Annotated in this window: 11 protein-coding genes; 8 read left to right on the forward strand and 3 right to left on the reverse strand. The window is 40.3% G+C overall.

The window, feature by feature from the left end; translation table 11 throughout:
* The 4 genes from H6H03_RS25665 to H6H03_RS25680 form a co-directional block, all read left to right on the forward strand.
* Positions 1 to 377, forward strand: a 377-nt coding sequence (locus H6H03_RS25665; RefSeq protein ID WP_190957886.1) for an ISAs1 family transposase, incomplete at its 5' end; no start/stop codon positions are given.
* 366 nt (positions 378 to 743) lie between these two features.
* Complete coding sequence (locus H6H03_RS25670) at positions 744 to 3,539, forward strand: AAA domain-containing protein (protein ID WP_190957887.1); 2,796 nt, start codon at positions 744 to 746, stop codon at positions 3,537 to 3,539.
* A gap of 56 nt (positions 3,540 to 3,595) precedes the next feature.
* Positions 3,596 to 5,485 carry a trypsin-like peptidase domain-containing protein gene (locus H6H03_RS39860; protein WP_199339091.1) on the forward strand — a complete coding sequence of 630 codons (1,890 nt, stop codon included), beginning with the start codon at positions 3,596 to 3,598 and terminating at the stop codon, positions 5,483 to 5,485.
* Positions 5,486 to 5,505: 20 nt separating this feature from the next.
* Positions 5,506 to 6,606, forward strand: a complete 1,101-nt coding sequence (locus tag H6H03_RS25680) for a hypothetical protein (protein WP_190957888.1) — start codon at positions 5,506 to 5,508, stop codon at positions 6,604 to 6,606.
* 147 nt (positions 6,607 to 6,753) lie between these two features.
* Here H6H03_RS25680 and cysH read toward each other — a convergent pair whose 3' ends face one another.
* On the reverse strand, positions 6,754 to 7,479 hold the full coding sequence (gene cysH, locus H6H03_RS25685; RefSeq protein WP_190957889.1) for a phosphoadenosine phosphosulfate reductase: 726 nt from the start codon (positions 7,477 to 7,479) through the stop codon (positions 6,754 to 6,756).
* Between the two features lie 535 nt (positions 7,480 to 8,014).
* The gene (locus tag H6H03_RS25690; RefSeq protein ID WP_190957890.1) at positions 8,015 to 9,604 is read right to left on the reverse strand and encodes a DHA2 family efflux MFS transporter permease subunit; all 1,590 of its coding nucleotides are present in this window, start codon (positions 9,602 to 9,604) and stop codon (positions 8,015 to 8,017) included.
* A gap of 283 nt (positions 9,605 to 9,887) precedes the next feature.
* Between H6H03_RS25690 and H6H03_RS25695 the strand changes: the two genes are divergently transcribed.
* The gene (locus H6H03_RS25695; RefSeq protein ID WP_190957891.1) at positions 9,888 to 10,484 is read left to right on the forward strand and encodes a TetR/AcrR family transcriptional regulator; all 597 of its coding nucleotides are present in this window, start codon (positions 9,888 to 9,890) and stop codon (positions 10,482 to 10,484) included.
* Positions 10,485 to 10,721: 237 nt separating this feature from the next.
* Here H6H03_RS25695 and patD read toward each other — a convergent pair whose 3' ends face one another.
* Positions 10,722 to 11,075 carry a heterocyst frequency control protein PatD gene (patD, locus tag H6H03_RS25700; protein ID WP_190957892.1) on the reverse strand — a complete coding sequence of 118 codons (354 nt, stop codon included), beginning with the start codon at positions 11,073 to 11,075 and terminating at the stop codon, positions 10,722 to 10,724.
* 296 nt (positions 11,076 to 11,371) lie between these two features.
* Here patD and H6H03_RS25705 point away from each other — a divergent pair, with 296 nt between their 5' ends.
* From H6H03_RS25705 to H6H03_RS25715, 3 genes are all read left to right on the forward strand, one after another.
* Complete coding sequence (locus H6H03_RS25705) at positions 11,372 to 13,645, forward strand: RelA/SpoT family protein (RefSeq protein WP_190957946.1); 2,274 nt, start codon at positions 11,372 to 11,374, stop codon at positions 13,643 to 13,645.
* Positions 13,646 to 14,243: 598 nt separating this feature from the next.
* Complete coding sequence (locus H6H03_RS25710; protein WP_190957893.1) at positions 14,244 to 19,868, forward strand: DUF4347 domain-containing protein; 5,625 nt, start codon at positions 14,244 to 14,246, stop codon at positions 19,866 to 19,868.
* A 1,384-nt stretch (positions 19,869 to 21,252) separates the two neighbouring features.
* Positions 21,253 to 23,019, forward strand: a complete 1,767-nt coding sequence (locus H6H03_RS25715) for a S8 family peptidase (RefSeq protein ID WP_190957894.1) — start codon at positions 21,253 to 21,255, stop codon at positions 23,017 to 23,019.
* Positions 23,020 to 23,024 lie beyond the last annotated feature (5 nt).

Consider the following 23,024-nt stretch of genomic DNA (forward strand, 5'->3'; position numbering starts at 1 on the left):
ATTGTATTCGTTCTTGGCCTGGACTTGCCACTTTAATTCAAGTTAAATCAGAACGTCAGGTATTTACACATCATCTGATTGAAGTTACTACTGAGACTCGTTACTACATTTCTTCACTCAGTTTAACAGCCAAAGAATTTGCCGAACGCATCCGTGGATATTGGGGTGTTGAGAATAAAGTTCACTATGTTCGAGACGTTACTCAGGGAGAGGATGCATCTAGAATTCGGACTAAATCTCTGCCTCATATTTTTACCATCGCTCGCAATTTTGCACTCAATTTATACCGTGACCAGATGTTTGAAAACATGGCACAAGCTCAACGGCTCTGTTCTTTTGGGTTATACACACTTAAGCAACTTTTTAGAATGAAATAGCCCTGGCCTCCTGGTACAGGAAAAAGTCAAACTATTGTTAACATCATCACTGAGTTAATCGGTCAAAATAAAAAAGTCCTTGTAGTTGCAGAAAAGCAAACTGCCTTAGAAGTTGTTTTTAAAAGACTAAAAAAAAGTAAATTAGAAAATATCTGTCTGAATTTACATCATGAAGTTACAAAAAAAGCCAAAGATTTATTCAATCAGCTAGTACAAACTTACGATGAGCTTTCAGAAAGTAACGAAGCACAACAGGAAGATTGGGAAACCTTCTTTAAACCTTTACGCGACTATCGACAATTTCTCAACGATCATGCAAAAGGGTTACATGATAAAAAGCAACCACTAAAAAAGTCTGCTTTTAATTTGTATGGCGAAATTCGCAGGTTAGAAAGAGAAGACAAAGATATTCCTCAACTAGAGTTTAATTTCTCTAATGTGCAAGATTGGCCAGAAACTAAATTGTTAGATGCGAAAAAATTATTAGAAGAACTTGGTCAATTTGAGGCTATATTCCGGGGTAGACAAAAAACGCTATGGTCAAGTAGTCCCGTAAAATATCCTTGGTCGTCTGCTATATATCAAGATTTGCGTGGAAATCTTGACAGTCTTAGCTCTGGCATAAAACTGGCTCAGAATACTGTATCTTCACTGGTACAACTACTAAATATCAACGAAACAATTGAAAATTTGTATGATTTAGAAGAGTTACAACCAGCAGTTAATCATATCCTTAATGCTCCATCAAATATTGCAACTTGGTCATTGTCAACAGATTTAGATGATTTGTCCCGGTTGTATTTAAACTTAGAAACAGACATTAAGAATTATCAATCAATTAGTTCCGATCTCAATGCTAAGTATGTGCGGGATTTCTTTACTTTCGATTTACTAAAAATAAGGGAGATTTTTGCTAGAAGATTTACAGGAATTTTTCGCTTCATTAAACCAGCTTATTGGAAATGGCTAAATGATAAGAGACGCGAACGTCAACGTTTAATTGCTCTTCGACAAGGCCACAAGAGCATTTCTGAGCAAGAGTTAATGGCAGATATTGAAAAAGCGATTGAGCGTCAACATATTTTAATTATATTACAAGACCGCAACTACCAAGCTCGTCAAGTTTTTGGTTCTTCCTTCCAGAAAGAAATGACGATTTTGCAAAATATCCAGCAAGGTCTTGAATGGTTGGAAAACCTAAATAAAAATCTTCTATTAGATAAAGAAACAGTAGCCGCAGTTCTTACTTCAAGAGAACGCTATGAAAAACTAGGAGAATTATTCAAATCTTTGGAAGTATCTTTAAACAAAATTAAAGACGGCTGCAAATTCTTAAACAAACACTTCCCAAAAGAAAGACTAACAGCATTAGATGTATTAAAGAGAACACCTTTAAATGAGATTGAAGATTTCCGAAGACAAGCCTATAATGAGCTTGATTTATTCCAACAATGGTTGGACTGTCAAGAAATTGTACATAAATTAGAAGCTATTGGAACAGAGGAATTTTTAGCTAAACTACGAGATACCGACATTTTACCAGATAAGTGGTATTCGGTTTTACGGAAAGGCTTTTATGAAAATTGGCTGCGACACATACATGATGATAATTCCAAGTTGCGAAAGTTTAGCCAGAATTTGCACGAACAGAGAATAAATGAATTTTCAAAAAAAGATAAACAACAGTATGAGGTTGCAATAAAACGGTTGAGACAACTCCATGCACAACGTTGCCAAGATTGGTTAAAGCAGCCAGAAGCACAGGAAGAAGTAAGCAATCTCAAAGGGGAAATTAAAAAGAAAAGTAGACAACAAAATATCCGTCAATTTATCAAGAAGAATGCTCAAATTGTTACTACTCTTAAACCATGTTGGCTGATGAGTCCTTTAGGGGTTTGTCAATATGTAGATGCAGACGCAGTGGAGTTGGATGTTGTTATCTTTGACGAAGCTTCTCAAGTTCGTACTGAAAATGCAGTATCGTCTATTATGCGAGCAAAGCAGCTAATTGTTGTAGGCGATAGCAAGCAGTTACCCCCTACAGCTTACTTTGAAAGTGCAGGAGCCGATGATAGCAATGATGAAGAGGAAGAAGTTTATGAAAATTTGTTAGATGAGTGTTCTAAATTATCAATTATGCTCACTCGTACTTTAAGTTGGCATTATCGTAGCCAAGACGAAAGCCTAATTGCCTTCTCAAACCAAGAATTTTACAACTCAAAACTTATTTCTTTCCCTAACCCTGCAAAAGATGCTAGCAGAGGCGTATATTTCCATTTTGTTAAAGGGGGAATATATGACCGTGGTGGTCGCGGAGACAATATTCGTGAAGCTGAAGCAGTCGCGCAGCTAACAGTCCAGCATTTTAAACAACAGTCTCAGCAATCTTTGGGTATTATTACCTCAAGTAAACAACAAGCAAAAGCCATCAAGGAACAACTCAAACAAATCAGTATTAAACATCCTGAGATAGAAGAATTTTTTCAAGAGAACTCAGAGAAGTTCTTTGTTAAATCAATTGATGATGTTCAAGGTGATGAGAGAGATGTAATTTTTCTAAGCTTTGGCTTTGGTTTTGATAACAAAAATCCTGGTAAGTTAAATCACCACTTTGGTAACTTTAGTAGAAAACAACAAGATTTAGGGAAAAGAAGATTAAATGTTGCAATAACTCGTGCTAGATGCAAGTTCGTATTAGTAGCTTCAATTGATCAGGATCATATTAAAGCCGAACAAGGTGAACAAGCTGCATTACTTAAGGAGTATTTTGCATACGTTGAAAGTGGCGGACAAAAACTAGCTAAAAAGAATGATGACCTGTCTGACTTAGACTTACCTTTTGAAGAATATATATATCAAGTTTTAACAGACAAGGGATACATAGTTAAGAAACGGGTAGGTCGTTCAGCTTATCCAATCGACTTAGTTGTGATGGATAATTCCAAACCGGAAAAGGAAGAGTCTCTTCTAGGGATTGTGTGTGATGGCGAAACCTATAGTAAATATCCTACAGCACGCGATCGCGATCGCCTCCGTCAAGAAGTCCTACAAAAATTAGGCTGGCGCATTTACAGAATTTGGTCTCGTGAGTGGGACCGCAACAGAGAAGACCAAATTAAACGGCTTGTAGAGCATATAGAAAATCTACGCAATCAGAAATAAACACAATTACTAATGTAGTGTTGCAAGTAATAATTTGAAGAAGACTCTGGTTATCTATGATAATAGAAAAAATTGAAGAACTGTTAACTAAAATTCAACAGTTACAATCAATTATGATTGCTGTTGCAACTGATGCATATCGTAATCGTATTAGAGATAAAGAGAAGCTCTATACAAAACTCTACAAAGATATCGTAGACATAATAGATTTTCTTGAAGAAGAAGGAGTGTTAATCGAAAACCACAATCCTTTTAAGTCTCTTTCAGATTGGCGCGATCGCTGGTCATCCTTAGAAAGGGGATATGCATCAAAAGGAGGGTATATTCACGACCTATACACTACAACTTTAAAGCAAATTGATAATGTTTTATTTCAGCAATATATTACAGAAAAATCTCAACAACAGCTAACTGATGAGTGGCAAATCTCAAAATTTGAAAACTTCATAGCAATAATTAAAAAGTTGAAGGGAATCATGATTTCGGTTGCTATTCAGGGACGTACTGATGATTTAATTAAATCTGAAGATGGAGATTATCGCAAACTCTATCGAGAGTTAGCATTACAAATAAGTATCCTTCAAAAAATAGGTATATATGTAGCACATTCTAACAATTTTAGGTCACTTTGGCAATGGTATCATTACTGGTCATTCAATTTAGATAAATCATACGATGTACGAGTGGCCTATATTGATGATCTCTATGAAAATATTCTCAAACCAATTGAGAGAGCTTTGCAGAAATATTACCTCCAATCAACTTCTAATGAAGAGTTTATTCAAGATTTGCAGCGTCGTTTTAAACAAAAGATATCTGTTCAACTTAGTACTCCTACGATAGTTAGTATGGAAGTTAGTGATACACAGCAAGAATCTATTTATAATTTAGAAGATTACAACCAGCCAGAAGCGTTAGAACATATTCCTAATTCATTATCGATTCAAGGAACTCAAGCTGTTAAACATCTTATTTATACGAATATAAATTTTAATGTAACTGGGACACCTAGCAGTGTGATGAATCCTGAAATATTTTTAGATCAAAATGATGTTGTATGTTTAGAAGAGAGCCTAGAAAAATTCTTTGCTACGAGGTTTGATAATGCAGGTAGTTGGAGAAGTGTATTTAGCTCATCTGGGGTTGAAGATTCGTTTATTAGACCTCTAATTTTTATTAATAATCCTGTAGAATTCAGCAACAGAGTAGTAGCAAAATTTAAAGATTATAAAGTTTCTAACCAGCAAGTAGATCATCACCCTATGGTAAATTTGTTACAGTATCTACTCAATCGAAAAGAAAGCTATGAGTTGGAAGAAAAAGATGTAGACTTATTCACTAAATTAACTGAACGATGTAGAGAGAATTTAAAAGCTATAAAAGCTCGTAACACTGTTTGTAGAATCGAATCACCCAAAGGAATGGGTATTGGTACAGGAGTATTGGTAGGTAAAAATGTATTACTAACCTGCAATCACATTTTTAGCAAAACTCAAGTTAGACAAGCTTGGGTACGTTTTAACTACAATGCTGACAGCCATCAGTTAGACAAAGATTTATTTGAACTAGATATGACTTTTGTCACCTATCATAATCGCCCTGACTACGCTTTAGTCAAAATAAAAAATAATCCTCAGCAACAAAAAGCTATTTGTAGCAATGAAACATTAGATAGTGGTCAAGATGTTCGTATTATCCATCATCCACAAGGAAACCCAGTTATAATTTCCGATTTTGGACAAATTACACAAGTAGGAGAAGATTACATTGACCATAATGTGAAAACTGATGATGGTTCCTCTGGCGCACCAATTTTTAATCGCCAATGGGAATTGATTGCAATTCATCAAGGCAATCCCGGTATAGGACGTTCTGTTACTCCAGATTCAACAGCAGGTATTCCCATTCGTGCTATCTGGAATCAGATTTCACCACATTTAGGTTGATGTAACAGAGGAATAATTTCATGAGGTTTTTTCAAAATTTATCTGAAAGTTTCAGCCGTGAGGCTCCAAAATATAAAACCTTTTCTCTACCAAAACATCGAGTTGATGTAGACTACGATGAAAAACCCATTTTTGCAGGTGAAGCGTATTGTCGTATCTGGCTAGTAGAAATGCGCTTGGCTAAAGATGTAGAATGGTTCAAACAAAGATATCCAGTAGTTCATACTGCTGTACGCTTCAATCACGGTGATAAATCCGTAATAATTCCCTATTTAGCTGCACCTGGACAATTAGAAAAATCAATAGCAGATAATTTGGATAAAGTAATTCAGTGCAACTATCCTCTCACATCCGTATTTCCCTTCAATGATGGATTAGTCGAGTTACAAGCAGGTTTATTTAGCATAGCTAATAATGACTCCATCGGTAAATTTATTAAGACGATGGGCAGATTTTCTGAATTGCTACCCGTGCCAGAACTTTCAAGTGTTATAAAGCTAGCAGAACCAGTATATCGGGGTATTGAAGATTTACTGGATATTGGCGATCGGCGATTAGAACTAGGCTACCAACAAACATTTTCTGAAGCTAATGGAGGTGGTAGTAATTCCCTGAAAGCGGGTTATTTTGCTGCAATTTTGGCCCAAGATAACAAGATAAACAACGATAATCTTTGCGTTGTCAATGATAGCCTGTGTCTTGGTTCACCTGGAACAACGAAAACTTTTGAGCGTGACGGCAAACCCTTAGAAGGTTATAGCTATATGCTGTTTCGTATAGAAAAGCGCACTGCTCAAGATTGGGAGTCTTTAAACAGCATCAAAGAACTGGTTGATAAAGCTCAAGAGGCTGTGCTTGATGGGAGATATGAAGTAGTTAAAACAATATTTTTGCCTGCTATTAAGGCTGCAATTTACCACAGTCCTGATGTTACAAAAGCTGACCGTAAACAAATGGTGCTGAAAATTGAGGATTTTTTACGGGAGTTAGGCTTACAGGCTGCAACAGTGCAAAAGCGATCGCTTTATTCAATTATGCAGCGACCTTTGCCACCAATTGATGCAGCAACAGAAGCTGAATTAGCTTCATTAGAAAAACTTTTTCAGCAAAAAGGTCAATAAACTACCTCTAAATTTTTTATCTAGGAGTCTATATTGAAACTACACAGACACAAAGTGGACACAGAAGACCATAGGGAAACAAGAGAGTCGGGGTAAATTCTTGTTTTCTTTAATTTCCTACTCCCTACTCCCTCTCCCTACTTTTCCTTAAATATGAATTCCACATTCTGTTTTATTGCTTCCCCGCCAGCGTCCGGCGCGTTCGTCTTCGCCTTCTTTAACTTGGGTGGTGATGGGTTTGTCGCCGATGCTGGGATAACCTTGGTCGTGTAGGGGATTGTAGATAACTCCATGTTCAGCTACGTAAAGCCAGCTATCTTTCCGTGTCCAGGTGGCTATAGGATTTACCTTCAAACGACCCTTACCGTCGAATTCAAATATGGGCATATTCGCACGGGTTACTGCTTGGTCGCGGCGGCGTCCAGTAATCCAAGCGACGCTGTTGAGTTCGTCTAAACCCCGTAGCAGTGGTTCAATTTTGGTAATGTCGTGGAATTTGAGAATATCTTTATCCCAGAGTGCATCGCCAAATTTGGCTTCAAAAGCCGCTGGGCTATCCGCTTCTAGAGTTTTGTAAGTTTGCAGATCCAGGTTGTATATTTGTTTGGCTTTAGCAACTAGTTCTAGGGTTTCGTCGAAGTGGTACAGGGTATCGAGAAAGATCACAGGAACTGGAAACTTAAGTTCGCTGTACAGAATATGGGTAATTACCATGTCATCCACATTAAAGGCGCTGGTTTGCACCAGTCCAGTTGGGATATTTTCTACAGACCATGCCAAGATTTGTTTGGGGGTGGCAGTTTCAAATTCTTGATTTAATTTTTCTAAGTCAAAAGCGATGGTTTCGTTTTTAGATGCTGTGAAAGCTGTCATGGTAATTTTCTGTTCAAATAATTTCTACCTTGATTAAGTTTTATTTTACCGCATAAAGGCGCATATCCCGCTAGGAGATAAGGTAATTATTAATTCTAGGAGTGGGGAGATGGCTTCACCAGGGGCAAAGGGCAAAGGGCAAGGGGCATCCCCTTTTCCCTTTTCCCTACTCGAAGGATTTTGCCCTATGCCCATCAAAATGATTGTGTAAGTAAATACTAAAGCCTTTATTAAGAAAATTTACGGTTATTTAAGTTTTACGAGCTTTTTATGGATATATATACTGATTTTGATATGGTTAAGGAACAATTAATAAACGAGGATTTTACTTAAATGAAGAATTCAAAAATCCGCAATCCATTAAGTGAATCTATAGTTATGGGCGCTTTAATCGCGTTGACCAGCGTTAGTATCATCACCATCATGAATGCTTTCTAAAATAAAAAAATTTTAATTTTAGCAACAAAACTTTACATAACCCTGCTCAAAACTGAGTGGGGTTTTTACATTTTGTTTACAAATTCACGTGTTACCACTAATGACCCATCGGCGCTTTTGCTCCTGCGCCGCCTTTGCCCAAGAATAGTAATAAAGGTAACGAGCAAAGAAAGGCAATACCTACTACTCGAAAGCAATCTGCGTAGGACAAAACAGCAGCTTGGGTATCTACTGTTTGACTTAATAAAGCTAGTGCTTGTTGTTGAGCTGTTGTTGCATCCATACCTTGGCTTTGGAGTGCGCTGTTGAGTGCATCTAGGCGCTGATTGGTTTCCGGGTCATAGGGAGTGAGTTTTGCTAATAGGATGGCTCGATGAAAAGCTTCTCGTCGGTTAAGGAGAGTGGTAAGTAGGGCAATGCCGATGCTACCACCTAGTTGTCGGGTGAGGTTGTAGAATCCAGAACCGGCAGAAATATCTTGTTTGGGTAACCCTCCTAAAGTTGCCAAACTCAAGGGGAGAAACATCAATACAGTAAAAGCCCCACGCCATACCAATGGCCAAAATAAATCATCTGTACCGCTTTGTGGGGTAATTGCCGCCAATTGAAACATCACTCCAGATGTTCCAACAGCCCCTACTGCAATTAAAATTCTGGCATCGATTTTGGTGGACAATTTACCTAACAAAACCATGACGATCGCAGACGCTAAAGCACCAGGCGCTAACAATAGTCCTGTCTGTGTTGCCGTAAAGTGCAGCACACTCTGAGCAAATATCGGCACTGCGAATAGGGCGCCATAAAGCCCCATCCCCACCACTGCTGATAAAAAACTCCCAGCCGCTAAAGAACGGTGACGCAAAACTCTCAAATCAACGGCTGGATGGGCTATTCTCAATTCCTGCCAAATAAATAGTCCCAATCCGATCGCACTAGCAACAGCTAACGTACTGATGAAACCAGAGGAAAACCAGTCTTCTTTCTCTCCTTCCTCTAACAAAGTTTGGATACTACCGATCGCAATCACCAAAAACCCAATTCCGAACCAATCCACGGCTTGATTTTGCGTCTGGCTGTTGTCTTTGTCTTTGGGCAAAAATACTAATGACATTGCCACTGCAACGATCCCAAAGGGAATATTAACAAAGAAAATCCACCGCCAGCCCAAACCATCTACCAAGAATCCGCCTAAGGTCGGGCCGATGGCTGGCCCAGCAATTACACCCACCCCAAAAACTGCCTGGGCCAAACCCTGTTCCGCAGGTGGAAAAGTCTCGAACAAAATTGCTTGTGCTTTAGCTAGCAACCCGCCACCGCATAAACCTTGAAGAATTCGAGAAATCACCAGCATCGGTAAATTAAATGCCAACCCGCATAAAACCGAGGCAATGGTAAAGCCAATCAAGGAGAAAATAAAGTACGTTTTGCGTCCAAAATAATCTCCCAGCCACGCAGATAAGGGAATTAAAACAACGTTGGCGATCGCATATCCAGTCACTACCCAACCCACTTCAGTAATAGTTGCACCAAGACTGGCTTGGATATCGGTTAAAGCAACGTTGACAATACTAGTGTCAATCACTTCTAAGATGGCACCAAGGGCAGCCGTAAAGGCGATCGCCCACTTCAAAGGCCCGTGGACATAACCAAATTCGTCAAAAGTGGAACGTTTAATGTTGGTAGCCATTGTCAGTGTGAGTAGTATTTCACAGAATTCAGAGCGATCCCCAAAGCAAAAATGAGATATGCTATGTATACGCTACGGTAGCGTATCATAAAAAAACGGTCAAGGCAGACTTGTATAAAAGAAATACTGTTTCTCAAAATGTATGGTCGCTGCTGGGGTTTTAGTGCGGAGAAAATAGCTTACAGGGCTGATTTATATGCCTATGTATGTATTATTTTGTCTGCCCAAAGCTAGAAGAAAAAAGAAAATTGCCAAGATGGTATTGCTTGGGGATGATATTTTTATGAGCAAGCAAATCAACAGCCCTTCTGGACGCCCACGCAGCATCCACGCCGACCAAGCTATTTTGCAAGCGACCCTAGACTTGCTTGCAGAGGTAGGATATCAGAGCATGAGTATAGAAGCGATCGCTTCTCGTGCTGGGGTTGGTAAAACCACCATCTATCGGCGTTACACTTCCAAAGAAGAACTCGTTGCCGATGCCATAGAAAGCTTGAGAGACGATTTAGCGATCCCCGACAGCGGCAGCTTTTGGGGAGACATGGATATCGTCATCAAGAACGCAGCAAAAAAAATAGATAGTCCTCTTGGTCGTCAGACACTCGCCTTGATTATCAGCACAGCCTCTAGCAATCCTCAGTTTGCCGAAGTTTACTGGACGAAATATATAAAACACCGACGTGAAGCCTTTGCCAAAGTACTTCAGCGTGCCCAGTCTAGAGGAGAAATCAACGATAACGCCGACATAGACCTAATTATTGACCTTGTGAGTGGATCGCTGTATTATGCACTCATCTTCAAACCCACAACCGAGCCGGTAGAAGCCTACATGCGCCGCACGATAAATCTTCTCATGAAGGGAATAGCGCATGGCGGATGAGGGAGTGTGGGGAGACAAATGAATTCAAAATTCAAAAAAAACTTCTGCCTTCTGCCTCCTGCCTGGTTGTTGAATCTCGACTTCGCTCGATTACCGCGTAGTCGAAACACTGCCTCCTGCCTCCTGCCTCCTGCCTCCTCTTTTCCAATGCCCATTTCCAACTTGTTGCAAAAATAACTTTTCACAAATCGTTGTAAATGAGATGATGTATTAATTAGAGAAAAAGGTGAACAATTGTTATTTTTCTCCCTCCGCTTGTGGTTGCAAAATGGCGTTACAGTATTGTATGAGAGTGGTCAAGCGATCGCTAATCGTTTGCAGTCTTGTTTGTACAGTCGATGCCTGCCGCGCTCCTTGGAAAAACATCACATCTATTTCCAACAAGCGCAGTTGCTTACTCATCTCAGTTTGATAAGACTGGACTCGCCAGTTTTCATCAGCCAAAGGCACAATTTCCTCCCCAAACAGCCGCTGCAACGAGGCTACACGCCGCCGCAGTTCGGGTGCAACAATTTGCCCAGTTGTAGCATCGGAGCGTAATTGCTCTAGTAAGGTTACGAATGCCTGATATTTCTCACGGTTTAAAGACATCGAGTGCTAGTTAAGATAGTATAAATGTCAAGCAATTTTTCTTATACAATAAACTCTCTTAACCACTTATCAGTACTATAAGCCTCAAATCGTGATTTGAGGCTTTGTTTGCAATCAATCGATTTTCAAGTTTACGATCCTTGAAATTCACACTGGATGACCACCATTGCCAATTGGAGAACCATCCCGACACTGTTTTTTCTAACCATCTAGTGGCAACAGCATCTACCCACGGTGATGCTGCCAGTTTTGTCTATCTCAACACTTATCTACCGATCCCCTTAAGACCCAATTGTATGAGCAGCATAGCGATCAATTCACCAGTCGATCTTGCCATTCCGGAATGGTTAAAGAAATGTTTAAAGGAATTATCCACAACTAGCGGCCAAGCCGAAGATGACCGAAGGCATAATGACGCAGTTTTGATTGGTCGAGCATTTGAATTTGCTTACCAACTCCATCAAGGCCAATACCGCAAATCGGGAGAACCATACATCGCTCATCCCATTGCTGTGGCCGGATTGCTGCGGGACTTGGGAGGTAGTCCTGCTATGATAGCAGCTGGGTTTCTTCATGATGTAGTTGAAGATACAGAAGTCACTATTGAAGAAATCGAAGAAAGGTTTGGCCCGGAAGTCCGCCAATTGGTGGAAGGTGTCACCAAACTTTCTAAAATCAATTTCACCAGCAAAACTGAAAGCCAAGCGGAAAATTTCCGGCGAATGTTTTTGGCAATGGCGCAAGATATTCGAGTGATTGTGGTGAAGTTGGCAGACCGTTTGCATAATATGCGAACCTTACAATACATGTCCGAAGCCAGCCGTCGCCGCAGTGCCCAGGAAACACGAGATATCTTTGCACCTTTAGCCAATCGCCTGGGGATCTGGCGAATTAAGTGGGAATTGGAGGATTTGGCTTTTAAATATTTGGAACCAGAAGCTTTCCGCGAAATTCAGCAGCATGTTTCCGAAAAACGGACGGCGCGAGAAGAGAAGTTGGCTAAAGCTACAGAAATTTTGCGGGAGCGTTTGCAGCAAGCTGGAATTCATTGCCAAGATATCAGCGGTCGCCCCAAGCATCTTTATAGCATTTACCAAAAAATGCATCGGCAGCAAAAGGAATTTCACGAAATTTATGATTTGGCAGCCCTGCGGATTATTGTCCAAACCAATGAAGAATGCTATCGGGCGTTGGCGGTGGTTCATGATGCTTTTCGCCCAATTCCTGGGAGATTTAAAGATTATATTGGACTGCCAAAACCTAACCGTTACCAGTCGTTGCATACTGGAGTGATTGGCTTGACTGGTCGTCCTTTGGAAGTCCAAATTCGCACGGTAGAAATGCATCATATCGCTGAGTATGGTATTGCCGCCCATTGGAAGTATAAAGAAACAGGAGGTTCTGGCATTAGCCACTTGACAGCGACGGATGAAAAGTTTACTTGGTTGCGGCAACTGCTGGAATGGCAAACAGATCTCAAGGACGCCCAAGAATATCTTGATAGCGTCAAAGATAATCTATTTGAAGATGATGTCTATGTCTTCACCCCTAAGGGGGATGTTGTGCCTTTAAGCCCTGGGTCTACAAGTATAGATTTTGCCTATCGCATTCACACAGAAGTAGGGAATCATTGTTCTGGGGCGCGGGTAAATGGGCGAATGGTACCTCTGTCAACACGGCTGCAAAATGGCGATATTGTAGAGATTCTCACCCAAAAGAATTGCCATCCAAGTTTGGATTGGTTGAATTTTGTCAGAACTTCGGCAGCAAAGTATCGAATTAAACAATGGTACAAGCGATCGCGCCGGGAAGAAAATGTCGCTCGCGGACGAGAATTGTTAGAAAAGGAACTTGGTAAAACTGGTTTTGATAGTCTGTTAAAGTCAGAAGCAATGCAGATTGTCACTGAAAAGTGTAACTATCACAGCGTAGAAGATTTACTAGCTGGTTTGGGTTACGGTGAAGTGACGTTAAATTTAGTCCTAAATCGTTGGCGAGAAGTGGCGAAAGGACAACAACCAGTCATAACTCCACCGCCATTTCTTCCCAAAGAATCGACATCTACAGCAAAAGCTTTGCGAGATGCGCCTCCAAATACCTCCCGCTCCACAGATTCGCCGATTATTGGCGTAGAAGGTTTGGTGTATCATTTAGCTGGGTGTTGTACCCCGATTCCTGGCGAAGCAATCATTGGCGTAGTGACGCGAGGTAGGGGGATTTCAATTCATCGCCAAGGCTGCCATAATCTGGAAAATGTCGAGTATGAGCGTTTAGTACCAGTTAGGTGGAATCCAGCAGCAGAAAATAGTGGTCGCCCGCAAACTTACCCAGTGGAGATTCAAATTGAAGCACTTGACCGCGTAGGAGTCCTAAAGGATATTTTATCAAGGCTGAGCGACCAGGGAATAAATGTGCGCCATGCCCAGGTAAAAACTGCCGTTGGTCAACCTGCATTAATGGATTTGGGAATAGATATACGCGATCGCCCCCAGCTAGAGCAAGTATTTATCCAAATTAAGAAAATGAGCGACATTTTGAATATCCGCCGCGTTGGTCAAATTGACGAGTAAGTGCCCCAAATAGTAGGGTGCGTTCACACAATGTGACGCACCATTTGAAATTGGTAGAACAACTTCTGAGCAAAAAATCCTTTAACTACTTCCTCGGTTAATTCCTGGGTTGTATGTTCCCATTGGGAAGGTATAAATATAATGTATCTTTTGTCAATAAGTCGATCTACTTAAAAAAGTAAGTAAAGAAAAGCGATCGCCATCTAAATAAAAGGGGGTAAAAGGGCAGCTAGTTGCTCTTTCACCCCCTAATTCTATATTTCGAGTAGATTGTTAAGTTAAGTAATTTTTCATACTTTACATATTATTAATAATATTTCAGAAAATATATCGATGAAATTAATGCTTGCAATCAGCAAAATGTTAAGAGGAGAATAATTTTTATTTTTGAAATGTCTTTGAGTAATTAAGCTGAAAAATTAAGCTTGATTTTCAAAAATGATTTCATTTAGTGATTTGCAATCAATTACAGTACATAAATTCTTAGGTTAGTGTGGTGCTAACTTGTAAGCTTTTCACTGTAAATAATCCTTTGGTGCTGAAAATATCTATTCTCCTAATATCTTAACTACAAAAATTAGTGAATAGCTTAAATAACATGAATAGTCAAAATACAGGCATTCTTTTCATTGATTCATCAGTTCAAGACTACGAAATATTGCTTGATTGTGTTGTATTAAAAGTTGAACCAATCGTTCTTGACTCCAGCCAAGATGGAGTAGAACAAATTACTCAAATACTGTTACAACGTCCTCAAGTTGAAAGCGTCCACATTGTCTCTCATGGTTCTCCTGGTTGCCTTTACCTGGGTAATACCCAACTCAGTCTCAGCAGTTTAGAACGCTATACTCAACAGCTCCAAACTTGGTTGTGCCAAGCTGTAATACTCTACGGCTGTAACGTTGCTGCTGGTGACGCGGGAGAAGAATTTTTGCAGAAGTTACATCGATTGACTGGGGCAAATATCGCGGCTTCAACTACACTCACAGGTAATGCGTCGTTAGGAGGAGATTGGGATTTACAGGTTCAAGTTGGCAAAGATTTTTCAATCACAAATCCCATAGCTTTAGCATTTCGCCAAGAAGCACTTTCCACTTATACTGGAGTACTTGCTCCTGGTAGCCTCGACACTACCTTTGGAGTTGGTGGTAAAGTCATTACAGATATTGGTGGTAGTGAGAGAGCTTATGGTGTTGCCATTCAAGCGGATGGCAAGATTGTAGTAGTAGGAGAAACCTACAATAGCAATGGTAATTTTGCAGTGGCTCGCTATAATTCAGATGGTAGCTTGGATAGCACCTTTGGGAATAGCGGTAAAGCGATCGCTGATTTTGCTAACCAAACCGATATACCTTACGGTGTTAGCATTCAGTCAGATGGCAAAATTTTAATTGCGGGAATTACCTACAATGGTAACCAAACTGATGCTGCTCTTATACGCTACAACTCTAATGGCAGCTTAGATACCACCTTTGGCAATGGTGGAAAAGTTGTTACCAACTTTCAGGGGAAAAACGAATGGATAAAAAGCCTTGCCGTCCAGTCAGACGGCAAAATTGTCATAGGAGGATATGTTAGTCCGAGTGACGGTTCCATCAGTGCTACCCCCCAGCATGACTTTGCTCTGATACGTTACAACTCAGACGGAAGTCTGGATACTAGCTTTGGTAATGGGGGTATGGTTATTACCTCAATGAGCAACGGCCAAGAGTTTATTGCAAGTATCCTGATTCAGCCAGATGGTAAGGTTGTAGTGACAGGGAGTGGCATGAACAATAATGGCAGCAATAACTTTATCTTGGCACGTTACAACTCCAATGGCAGTATAGACACTAATTTTGGCAGTAACGGTAAAGTAATCACAGACTTTCCTGGCACAGATGACTTTGGAAATAGCGTTGCTCTTCAATCTGATGGCAAAATTGTTGTAGGGGGATCTACTGGGAACATTGGTATCAATGGAGATTTTGCTCTGGCACGCTATAACTCTGATGGCACTCTAGACGCTAATTTCGGTAATGGTGGTAAGGTTATTACAGATTTCGGCGGCAACGATGTTGGTCAAAGTTTGGCTATTTTGCAGAATGGCAAAATTGTAGTATCTGGTTTTGCTGAAAACACAAACGCTAACCGCGACATTGCTTTAGCTGTTTACAACTCCAATGGCAGCTTAGATACCAGTTTTGGCGATAACGGTAAAGTCATAACCCCCGTTACCAGTAGTTCTTTTCAAAACACTGGGTTTGCCGTTCAGTCTGACAGTAAGATTGTAGTCGCAGGCAGTGACAACAGTAACTTTGTTGTAGCGCGTTACGAGGCACCCTCTAGTAATGTTCTTACTCCTTTGGATGTAATTTATTACAAACTAGCAACCAGCGAGTTTAGCCAAGATTGGTCAAATGCTAATTTGATTACTACCGATGATAATTGGAGTAATTTACCCAATATTAGGGGTTTTCGGGGTGATGGTTTAGTTAGTAGCACAGGTACTAACCCACAAACATTACTAGTTGATGGTTCTGCCACTCCTGTTGATGTGAATGCTAATCAAACTAATCCAAATACCTACACAAATAGCGGGATTACAGAATTCGCATTAAGCAATCCAACTATTGCCCTCAGAGGTTCATCAACTGCTACAGCACCGCATTTAGTTATTTATTTAGATGCTACTGGGCAGCAAAATCTCCAACTTAGCTTTACGTTACGTGATATAGATACCTCAATCCGCGATGCCATTCAATCTATTGCTGTACAATACCGCGTTGGAGAAACAGGAAATTTCATCAATCTGCCAGCAGCTTTTGTACCCGATGCTTCTAATAACGCCTCAAGCTCAGCGTCTTATGACGCACGGGAAGCACGCATCAGTGTTTTATTGCCACCCGAAGTTACCAATCAGGCAAAAGTCCAAATTCGCTTTATTACTACTGATGCTAATGGAGAAGATGAGTGGATTGGAGTAGATGATATCAAGGTTACGAGTAAACCTATTAGCACCAATCAACTACCAGTAGCTAAAAATGATAGTTACTTTATTGCGGCAAACGGGCAATTACAGACTGGTGCTGCGATTACAGCACTGACTTTAGATAGCGATCGCGGTAACTATATCGGTCAGAGCGATTACTATAGCTATACTCCGGCCACAGGTAATTTCAGTGCTGTCCGTGCTTATCCTAGTAATTCCAGTAGCAATAATGCTATTCGCATCAGCTACTCTGAGCCGGGATCTGGTGGTCACTGGTGGGGTCTGGAATTTGCAGCGCCATTTAATGCTCCCCTGACAGCAGGCACTACATACACAGGTGTAGCACGTTTCCCATTCCAAAATTCTAATCAGCCTGGTTTAAATGTCAGTGGTGATGGACGCGGCTATAACGACCTCACAGGTCAGTTTACAGTCAACCAAATAGTCTACGGTTCTGGCGACGAAATTCTCAACTTTGATGCTACTTTCCAAGAATACGGCGATGGCGACCCTGCTAGCGAAAGCTTCAAAGGCCGCATTCAATACCGCGCTACCTCCAATAATTTAGTTGCTGGTGTATTAACCAATGACACAGATAGCGAAAATACGGCACTGAAAGCAACCTTAGTATCTGGGCCAAATAACGGTAGCCTGATTTTCAATTCTGATGGGTCTTTTACTTACACTCCTAATTTCGGCTTTCAAGGCATTGATACATTTAGCTATAAAGCTAATGATGCGCTGGTAGATTCTAATATTGCCACAGTTAATTTATATGTTGGCAATCAAGCGCCTACAGTCACTTTGTCCAGCACTAACCCGACTTACATTGAAAATACACCTGCTATCTTCATTGACCCGAATGCAATTGTCGCAGACCTTGATTCACAAGACTTCGATTTAGGTAAATTGACTGTTCGCTTCAATAATGGTGGAAACGCTGACGATCGCCTAATTATCCAAAGCAGCTCAACAAATAAAATTACAGTCAACAGCACAAGCATTTTGTACGATGGTAGCTTTATCGGTACTTTCAGTGGCGGTATTGGTACTCAAGACTTAGTAATCAATTTTACCTCTAAAGCAACACCTGGCGCTGTCCAAGCCTTAGTACGGAGTATTACTTACGCCAATATCTCTGAGAATCCCTCTACTACTCCCCGTAGCCTCAGTTTTGTGTTGACTGATGGTGATGGCGGTACTAGTGCCACCGTCTTTAAGACAATTAATATTACTGCTGTCAACGATTCTCCGATACTCAGTTTGCCAGGAACTAACCTGAACTACACTGAAAATGCCCCTGCTATCTTCATTGACCCGAATGCAACTGTCTCAGACCTTGATTCCCAAGACTTCGATTTAGGTAAATTGACTGTTCGCTTTAATAATGGCGGAACTACCGACGATCGCCTGATTATCCAAAGCAGCACAACAAATAAAATTACAGTCAACAACACAAGCATTTTGTACGATGGTAGCTTTATCGCTGCTTTCAGTGGCGGTATCGGTACTCAAGATTTAGTAATCAATTTTACCTCTAAAGCGACACCTGCTGTTGTCCAAGCTTTAGTAGGTAGTATTAGTTACGCCAACATCTCGGATAATCCCGTTACTACTCCTCGTAGCATCAGCTTTGTATTGACTGATGGTGATGGTGGTACTAGTGCAACAGTCTTTAAGACAATTAATATTACTGCTGTCAACGATTCTCCGATAATTACTTTACCAAGTGCTAACCCTATATACACTGAAAATGCTCCTGCTATCTTCATTGACCCAAATGCAACTGTTGTAGACCCTGATTCCCAAGACTTCGATTTAGGTAAATTGACTGTAAGCTTCAGTAATGGTGGAACTGCTGATGACCGCCTCATCATCCAAAGCAGCACGACAAATAAAATTACAGTCACCGACACAATCATTTTGTACGATGGTAGCTTTATCGCTGCTTTCAGTGGCGGTATCGGGACTCAAGACTTGGTAATCTACTTTACTTCTAAAGCTACGGCTGCTGGTGTCCAAGCTTTAGTAAATAGTATTAGTTATGCCAACGTTTCAGATAATCCCGCTACTACTCCCCGTAGTGTCAGCTTTGTTTTGAGTGATGGTGATGGCGGTACTAGTGCGGCAGTCTCTCAAACAATTAACCTGACTGCTGTCAATGATGCGCCAGTTATTACCGCAAATCAAAGCTTCAATATCAGGGAAAACTCCAGTGATGGTACGGTGGTTGGTACTGTAGTTGCTACCGATGTCGAGGGGACTAACTCATTTTCCAATTGGAAAATTATTAGTGGCAACCTTGACCTCGATGGAGATGGTAAAGCTGCTTTTAGCATTAACTCTACTTCTGGACAAATTACAGTTGGCGATCGCGACGATCTCGATTTTGAAAGTCAGCCTAACTTTCAATTACAAGTTACTGTCAGCGATGGCACAGACACTAGTGCTATGCAAGCGATCGCTGTCAATCTTAATGATGCCGGCGAAAAGACTATCTATGGCACGTCTTTAAGCAATAAGCTATACGGCAGTACAACTGATGATACTATCTACGGCTATGAAGCAAGCGACTATTTATACGGCTATGATGGTAACGATCGCCTGATTGCTGGTGCTGGTAATGACTACCTTTATGGTGGTGGAGGTGATGATATTCTCGATGGTGGTGATGGCACTGATTCACTTAAGGAATCTGCTGATGTCAACTTTACTTTAACTAATACTCAACTATTTGGTTTAGGTACTGATAACCTCAGCAGTATTGAAAAGGTAACGCTGACGGGTGGTAGCAGTGACAATACTTTAAATGCTTCATCATTCACAATAGCCGGCGTCTATCTTTACGGCGGTGATGGCCATGATAGTCTCTTGGGTGGTAGTCAGAATGATTACTTATACGGACAGAATGGTAGCGATCGCCTGATTGGTAATGCTGGAATTGACCGACTTTATGGTGGTGCAGATAACGACACCCTAATTGGCGGTGCTGGCAATGATGCCCTCTATGGACAAGCAGGTGCAGATATTTTTGTTCTCGCCTCAGGAAACGGCACTGATACTATCTATGATTTTCAGGATGGTATCGACAAACTTGGTTTATTCGGTGGCTTAACTTATGGGGCTTTAACTATCTCTGCAAGTGGTACTAAGACTTCTATTCGGGTTAGTTCCACTAATGAGACATTAGCCATTTTAAACAACATTACACCCAGCTTGATTACGGAAAGTGATTTTATCGCAATTCTGTAATCGTGAGCCATTTTCAATTTTAGTACTGAAAAATCAGCATTGAGTACCTAAGTGTAATCCATTGTCAAAATCGCTCCTCAATTATAATTAGATAATTGGGGAGCGATACTTATCTTCATACGTAGTTAGAAGGGAGGGCAACTCTTTTTCTCCCTCTTAAAATGTTCAAAAAGTAAAACGCCTATTGGCATCTAAGTCTTGTGGCGAGACTAGTTAAAATTGCACGACTATTGTGATGGTTGGAATCTTGCGAGAAACTTAACGGTAAAAGTCATACTAATATTTAGATGTGTTCGCTCTAAATCGATATCTACATCATCCTTTTGACTTAGTTTTATCTAACTTTGGTTAGAGGATTCAGCTTTAGAGCTTATCATAATGATGTATAGAACCAAATATTATTTGGAAATGGCTCAAATAGCTAATCTTTGAGTGTTTTAAAACGCTATAAATTACGAATTTTGTGTCAGCAAATTAAGAAAGGACATTAGTTTGATTAAAAGTCCAATTTCTGGAAATCTAAAACTTTAACAAAAGTAGGTTTACATCATCTGTTGATTTTCAGGCTTTTTATTGAGCGATTTGACAATACTTGCCAATATATTTTTACGATAGTTCTACCCTACTAAAGGTAAAAGTGTTAACGACAAACAGATAAGTCAACGCCAAGAAACTAAAAGTAAACAATGGCAGGCTCTTTCAATCTAGAAATATCGAAGAGTGCTGAGTATTTGCCCAAAACTTTTAGCAAGGCTCGGACATCTGCAAAAAAAAGAGCGATCGCTTCTTCTATGGTAGATCAAAATAGAACAAGTGATACAGCATCAAGAAGTGAGCTGCATATTAGGTAAAGATGGCTCAACTGTAACACTCTGGTTACAAAAGTATCGGCAAGGGGAGTTAGAGAAATTATAAGAGATGAAAACATCATCTGGAGCAACTCCCAAGATTACACTACAAATCCAAGTTGAGCTTGTATCATTATTTTTTGCGGTTAGATTCTTCCCCCACACCCTATACTTATACCTTACAAAGATTCTCAACGGGGTATGGTCAAGAATATCCTCATCTTGATAGTGAAAACTTTCAGAAATTCCTTAATGTCCTATCCCAAGAACTGGGTGATGATATGGTACTAATGCTTCAGAGGTTAAACTTCTGCATACCAAGTTCTGCGTTTATTTGCATCTGAAAATATCATTCCTATCTTTCAACCATCTCATAGTCCTTAACCTAACTTTATTGAGAGATTATGGCATTGAAATATGAGCCTTAACTCGAATTTATAGGCAGATTACGGGACTAATTGAGAATATTGAAAAGCCTCACCTTTAACAGTTAACACCGCTAAAAAACAGTCATTCTCTATTTAGGAGAAAAAGCTATGTTCACTAATGACACTAGTGACAAATTACTTGCTCATAACGGGCTAAGTTCTACTTATCTCCCTTTAACAGATACTTTTCACACTCAGGATGACTATAGCTTGCGCTTTGGCCATAGTAGCTATATGCCAAAAGCAGATAATAGTGATGGTACTGCAATTACTACTAGTTTAGGGGAATATAGCCCTATTAATGGTTACGGCACAATAAATGCAGCAGCAGCAGTCGCTAAAGCTCTTGGTCAGAATACCTTCGCTGATGTTCCTAAACTTGCTGGCAATAATTGGGGTGCAGACCTGATTAAAGCACCAGCAGCCTGGGCAAAAGGATACACAGGTAAGGATGTCCTTGTTGCTGTTATAGATACTGGAGTTGACTACAACCACGAGGATCTAAAAAATAATATCTGGAAGAATCCTTTAGAAGCTTTCGGTGACATAAATTCTGATGATGATAATAATGGCTACATTAATGACGTACAAGGCTGGAACTTTGGCAACAACAACAACAACACTCTAGACAAATGGGACGGTCATGGTACTCACGTTGCTGGCATCATTGCTGGAGAGAAAAATAACTATGGTGTCACTGGTATTGCCTATGATGCCAAGATTATGCCTGTAAAAGTTTTTGATGACGCTTACCCCAATCCTCACGCTTCTATACCTTCTATAGTTAACGGCATTTACTATGCTGCGGATAATGGCGCTAAGGTGATTAACCTTAGCTTAGACAGTCCATTTCCTAGCTGTCTTGAAAAGTCAGCAATTGACTATGCCACTAGCAAAGGAGTGACTGTTGTCATGGCAGCAGGTAACGATAGTCGCCCAGAGCCAGAATATCCTGCTCGCTTCGCATACAATTCGGGAATTGCTGTTGGGGCAGTCGATAGGAATAATGACTTAGCTTACTTCTCTAACCGTGCTGGAAGGAATGAAATCAACTATGTTACAGCCCCAGGAGTTGATATCTATTCCTCAATACCCCCAGGAGCCACCGAGCCTTTCACAGGGAAATCTTGTGAGCGGTATACAATTAAAAGCGGCACATCTATGGCAGCTCCTTACGTTGCTGGTGTAGTTGCTCTGATGCTTAGTGCTAACCCCAGTCTGACTCCCGAACAAATACGTCAGATTATCACAGAGACAGCAGGAAATAGTACACAAACTACAGTCTCTAGTTTGAATAATTCTGATGTTGGTTCTTTAAGAAATCAAGCATTTACACAAACCAGAGAATATCCGATATCTGAAACTATTTCTGGTTTGAATAATGAACCAGGACTTACACGAACTAGAGAATATAGCAAACCTGAAAAAATCTCTGGGTTAAATAATTCCGTTCTAATTTCTGTGAAAGGTCAGGCATTTGTAGAAACTAATAAATATCTGACACCTGACACTATTTCTCGTTTAAATGATTCTGATGTTGATTCTTTAAAAGAACCACAAATTACACGAACTAGAGAATATCGGATACTTCAAATAACTTCTAGTTTCAATAATTCTGATGTTAGTTATTTTGGAAGCCAGGCATTTGCAAAACATACCAAATATCTCACATCTGGAATTACTTCTAGTTTGAATAATTCCGATATCGATTCTCTAGTGGATCGAGCGATCGCACAAACTACAAAACATTTAACATCACCCAAAGATAATGACGAATTAGCACCACAATCATGGTCACAATTCCAAGATCGTGACAAAAATCTCAGCAGTATCAATAAGCAATTCAAAGTCCAAAATACAAAAATAAGGCGCTGAGTTAC

Origin of the sequence: Nostoc paludosum FACHB-159 (genome assembly GCF_014698835.1) — a bacterium.
GTDB lineage: Bacteria > Cyanobacteriota > Cyanobacteriia > Cyanobacteriales > Nostocaceae > Nostoc > Nostoc paludosum.

What these genes read in the sequence shown, in the direction of transcription:
- H6H03_RS39860 (WP_199339091.1), top strand. Translation starts at nt 3,596, where the DNA reads ATGATAATAGAAAAAATTGAAGAACTGTTAACTAAAATTCAACAGTTA.
- H6H03_RS25680 (WP_190957888.1), top strand. Translation starts at nt 5,506, where the DNA reads ATGAGGTTTTTTCAAAATTTATCTGAAAGTTTCAGCCGTGAGGCTCCA.
- cysH (WP_190957889.1), bottom strand. Translation starts at nt 7,479, where the DNA reads ATGACAGCTTTCACAGCATCTAAAAACGAAACCATCGCTTTTGACTTA.
- H6H03_RS25690 (WP_190957890.1), bottom strand. Translation starts at nt 9,604, where the DNA reads ATGGCTACCAACATTAAACGTTCCACTTTTGACGAATTTGGTTATGTC.
- H6H03_RS25695 (WP_190957891.1), top strand. Translation starts at nt 9,888, where the DNA reads ATGAGCAAGCAAATCAACAGCCCTTCTGGACGCCCACGCAGCATCCAC.
- patD (WP_190957892.1), bottom strand. Translation starts at nt 11,075, where the DNA reads ATGTCTTTAAACCGTGAGAAATATCAGGCATTCGTAACCTTACTAGAG.
- H6H03_RS25705 (WP_190957946.1), top strand. Translation starts at nt 11,372, where the DNA reads ATGAGCAGCATAGCGATCAATTCACCAGTCGATCTTGCCATTCCGGAA.
- H6H03_RS25710 (WP_190957893.1), top strand. Translation starts at nt 14,244, where the DNA reads ATGAATAGTCAAAATACAGGCATTCTTTTCATTGATTCATCAGTTCAA.
- H6H03_RS25715 (WP_190957894.1), top strand. Translation starts at nt 21,253, where the DNA reads ATGTTCACTAATGACACTAGTGACAAATTACTTGCTCATAACGGGCTA.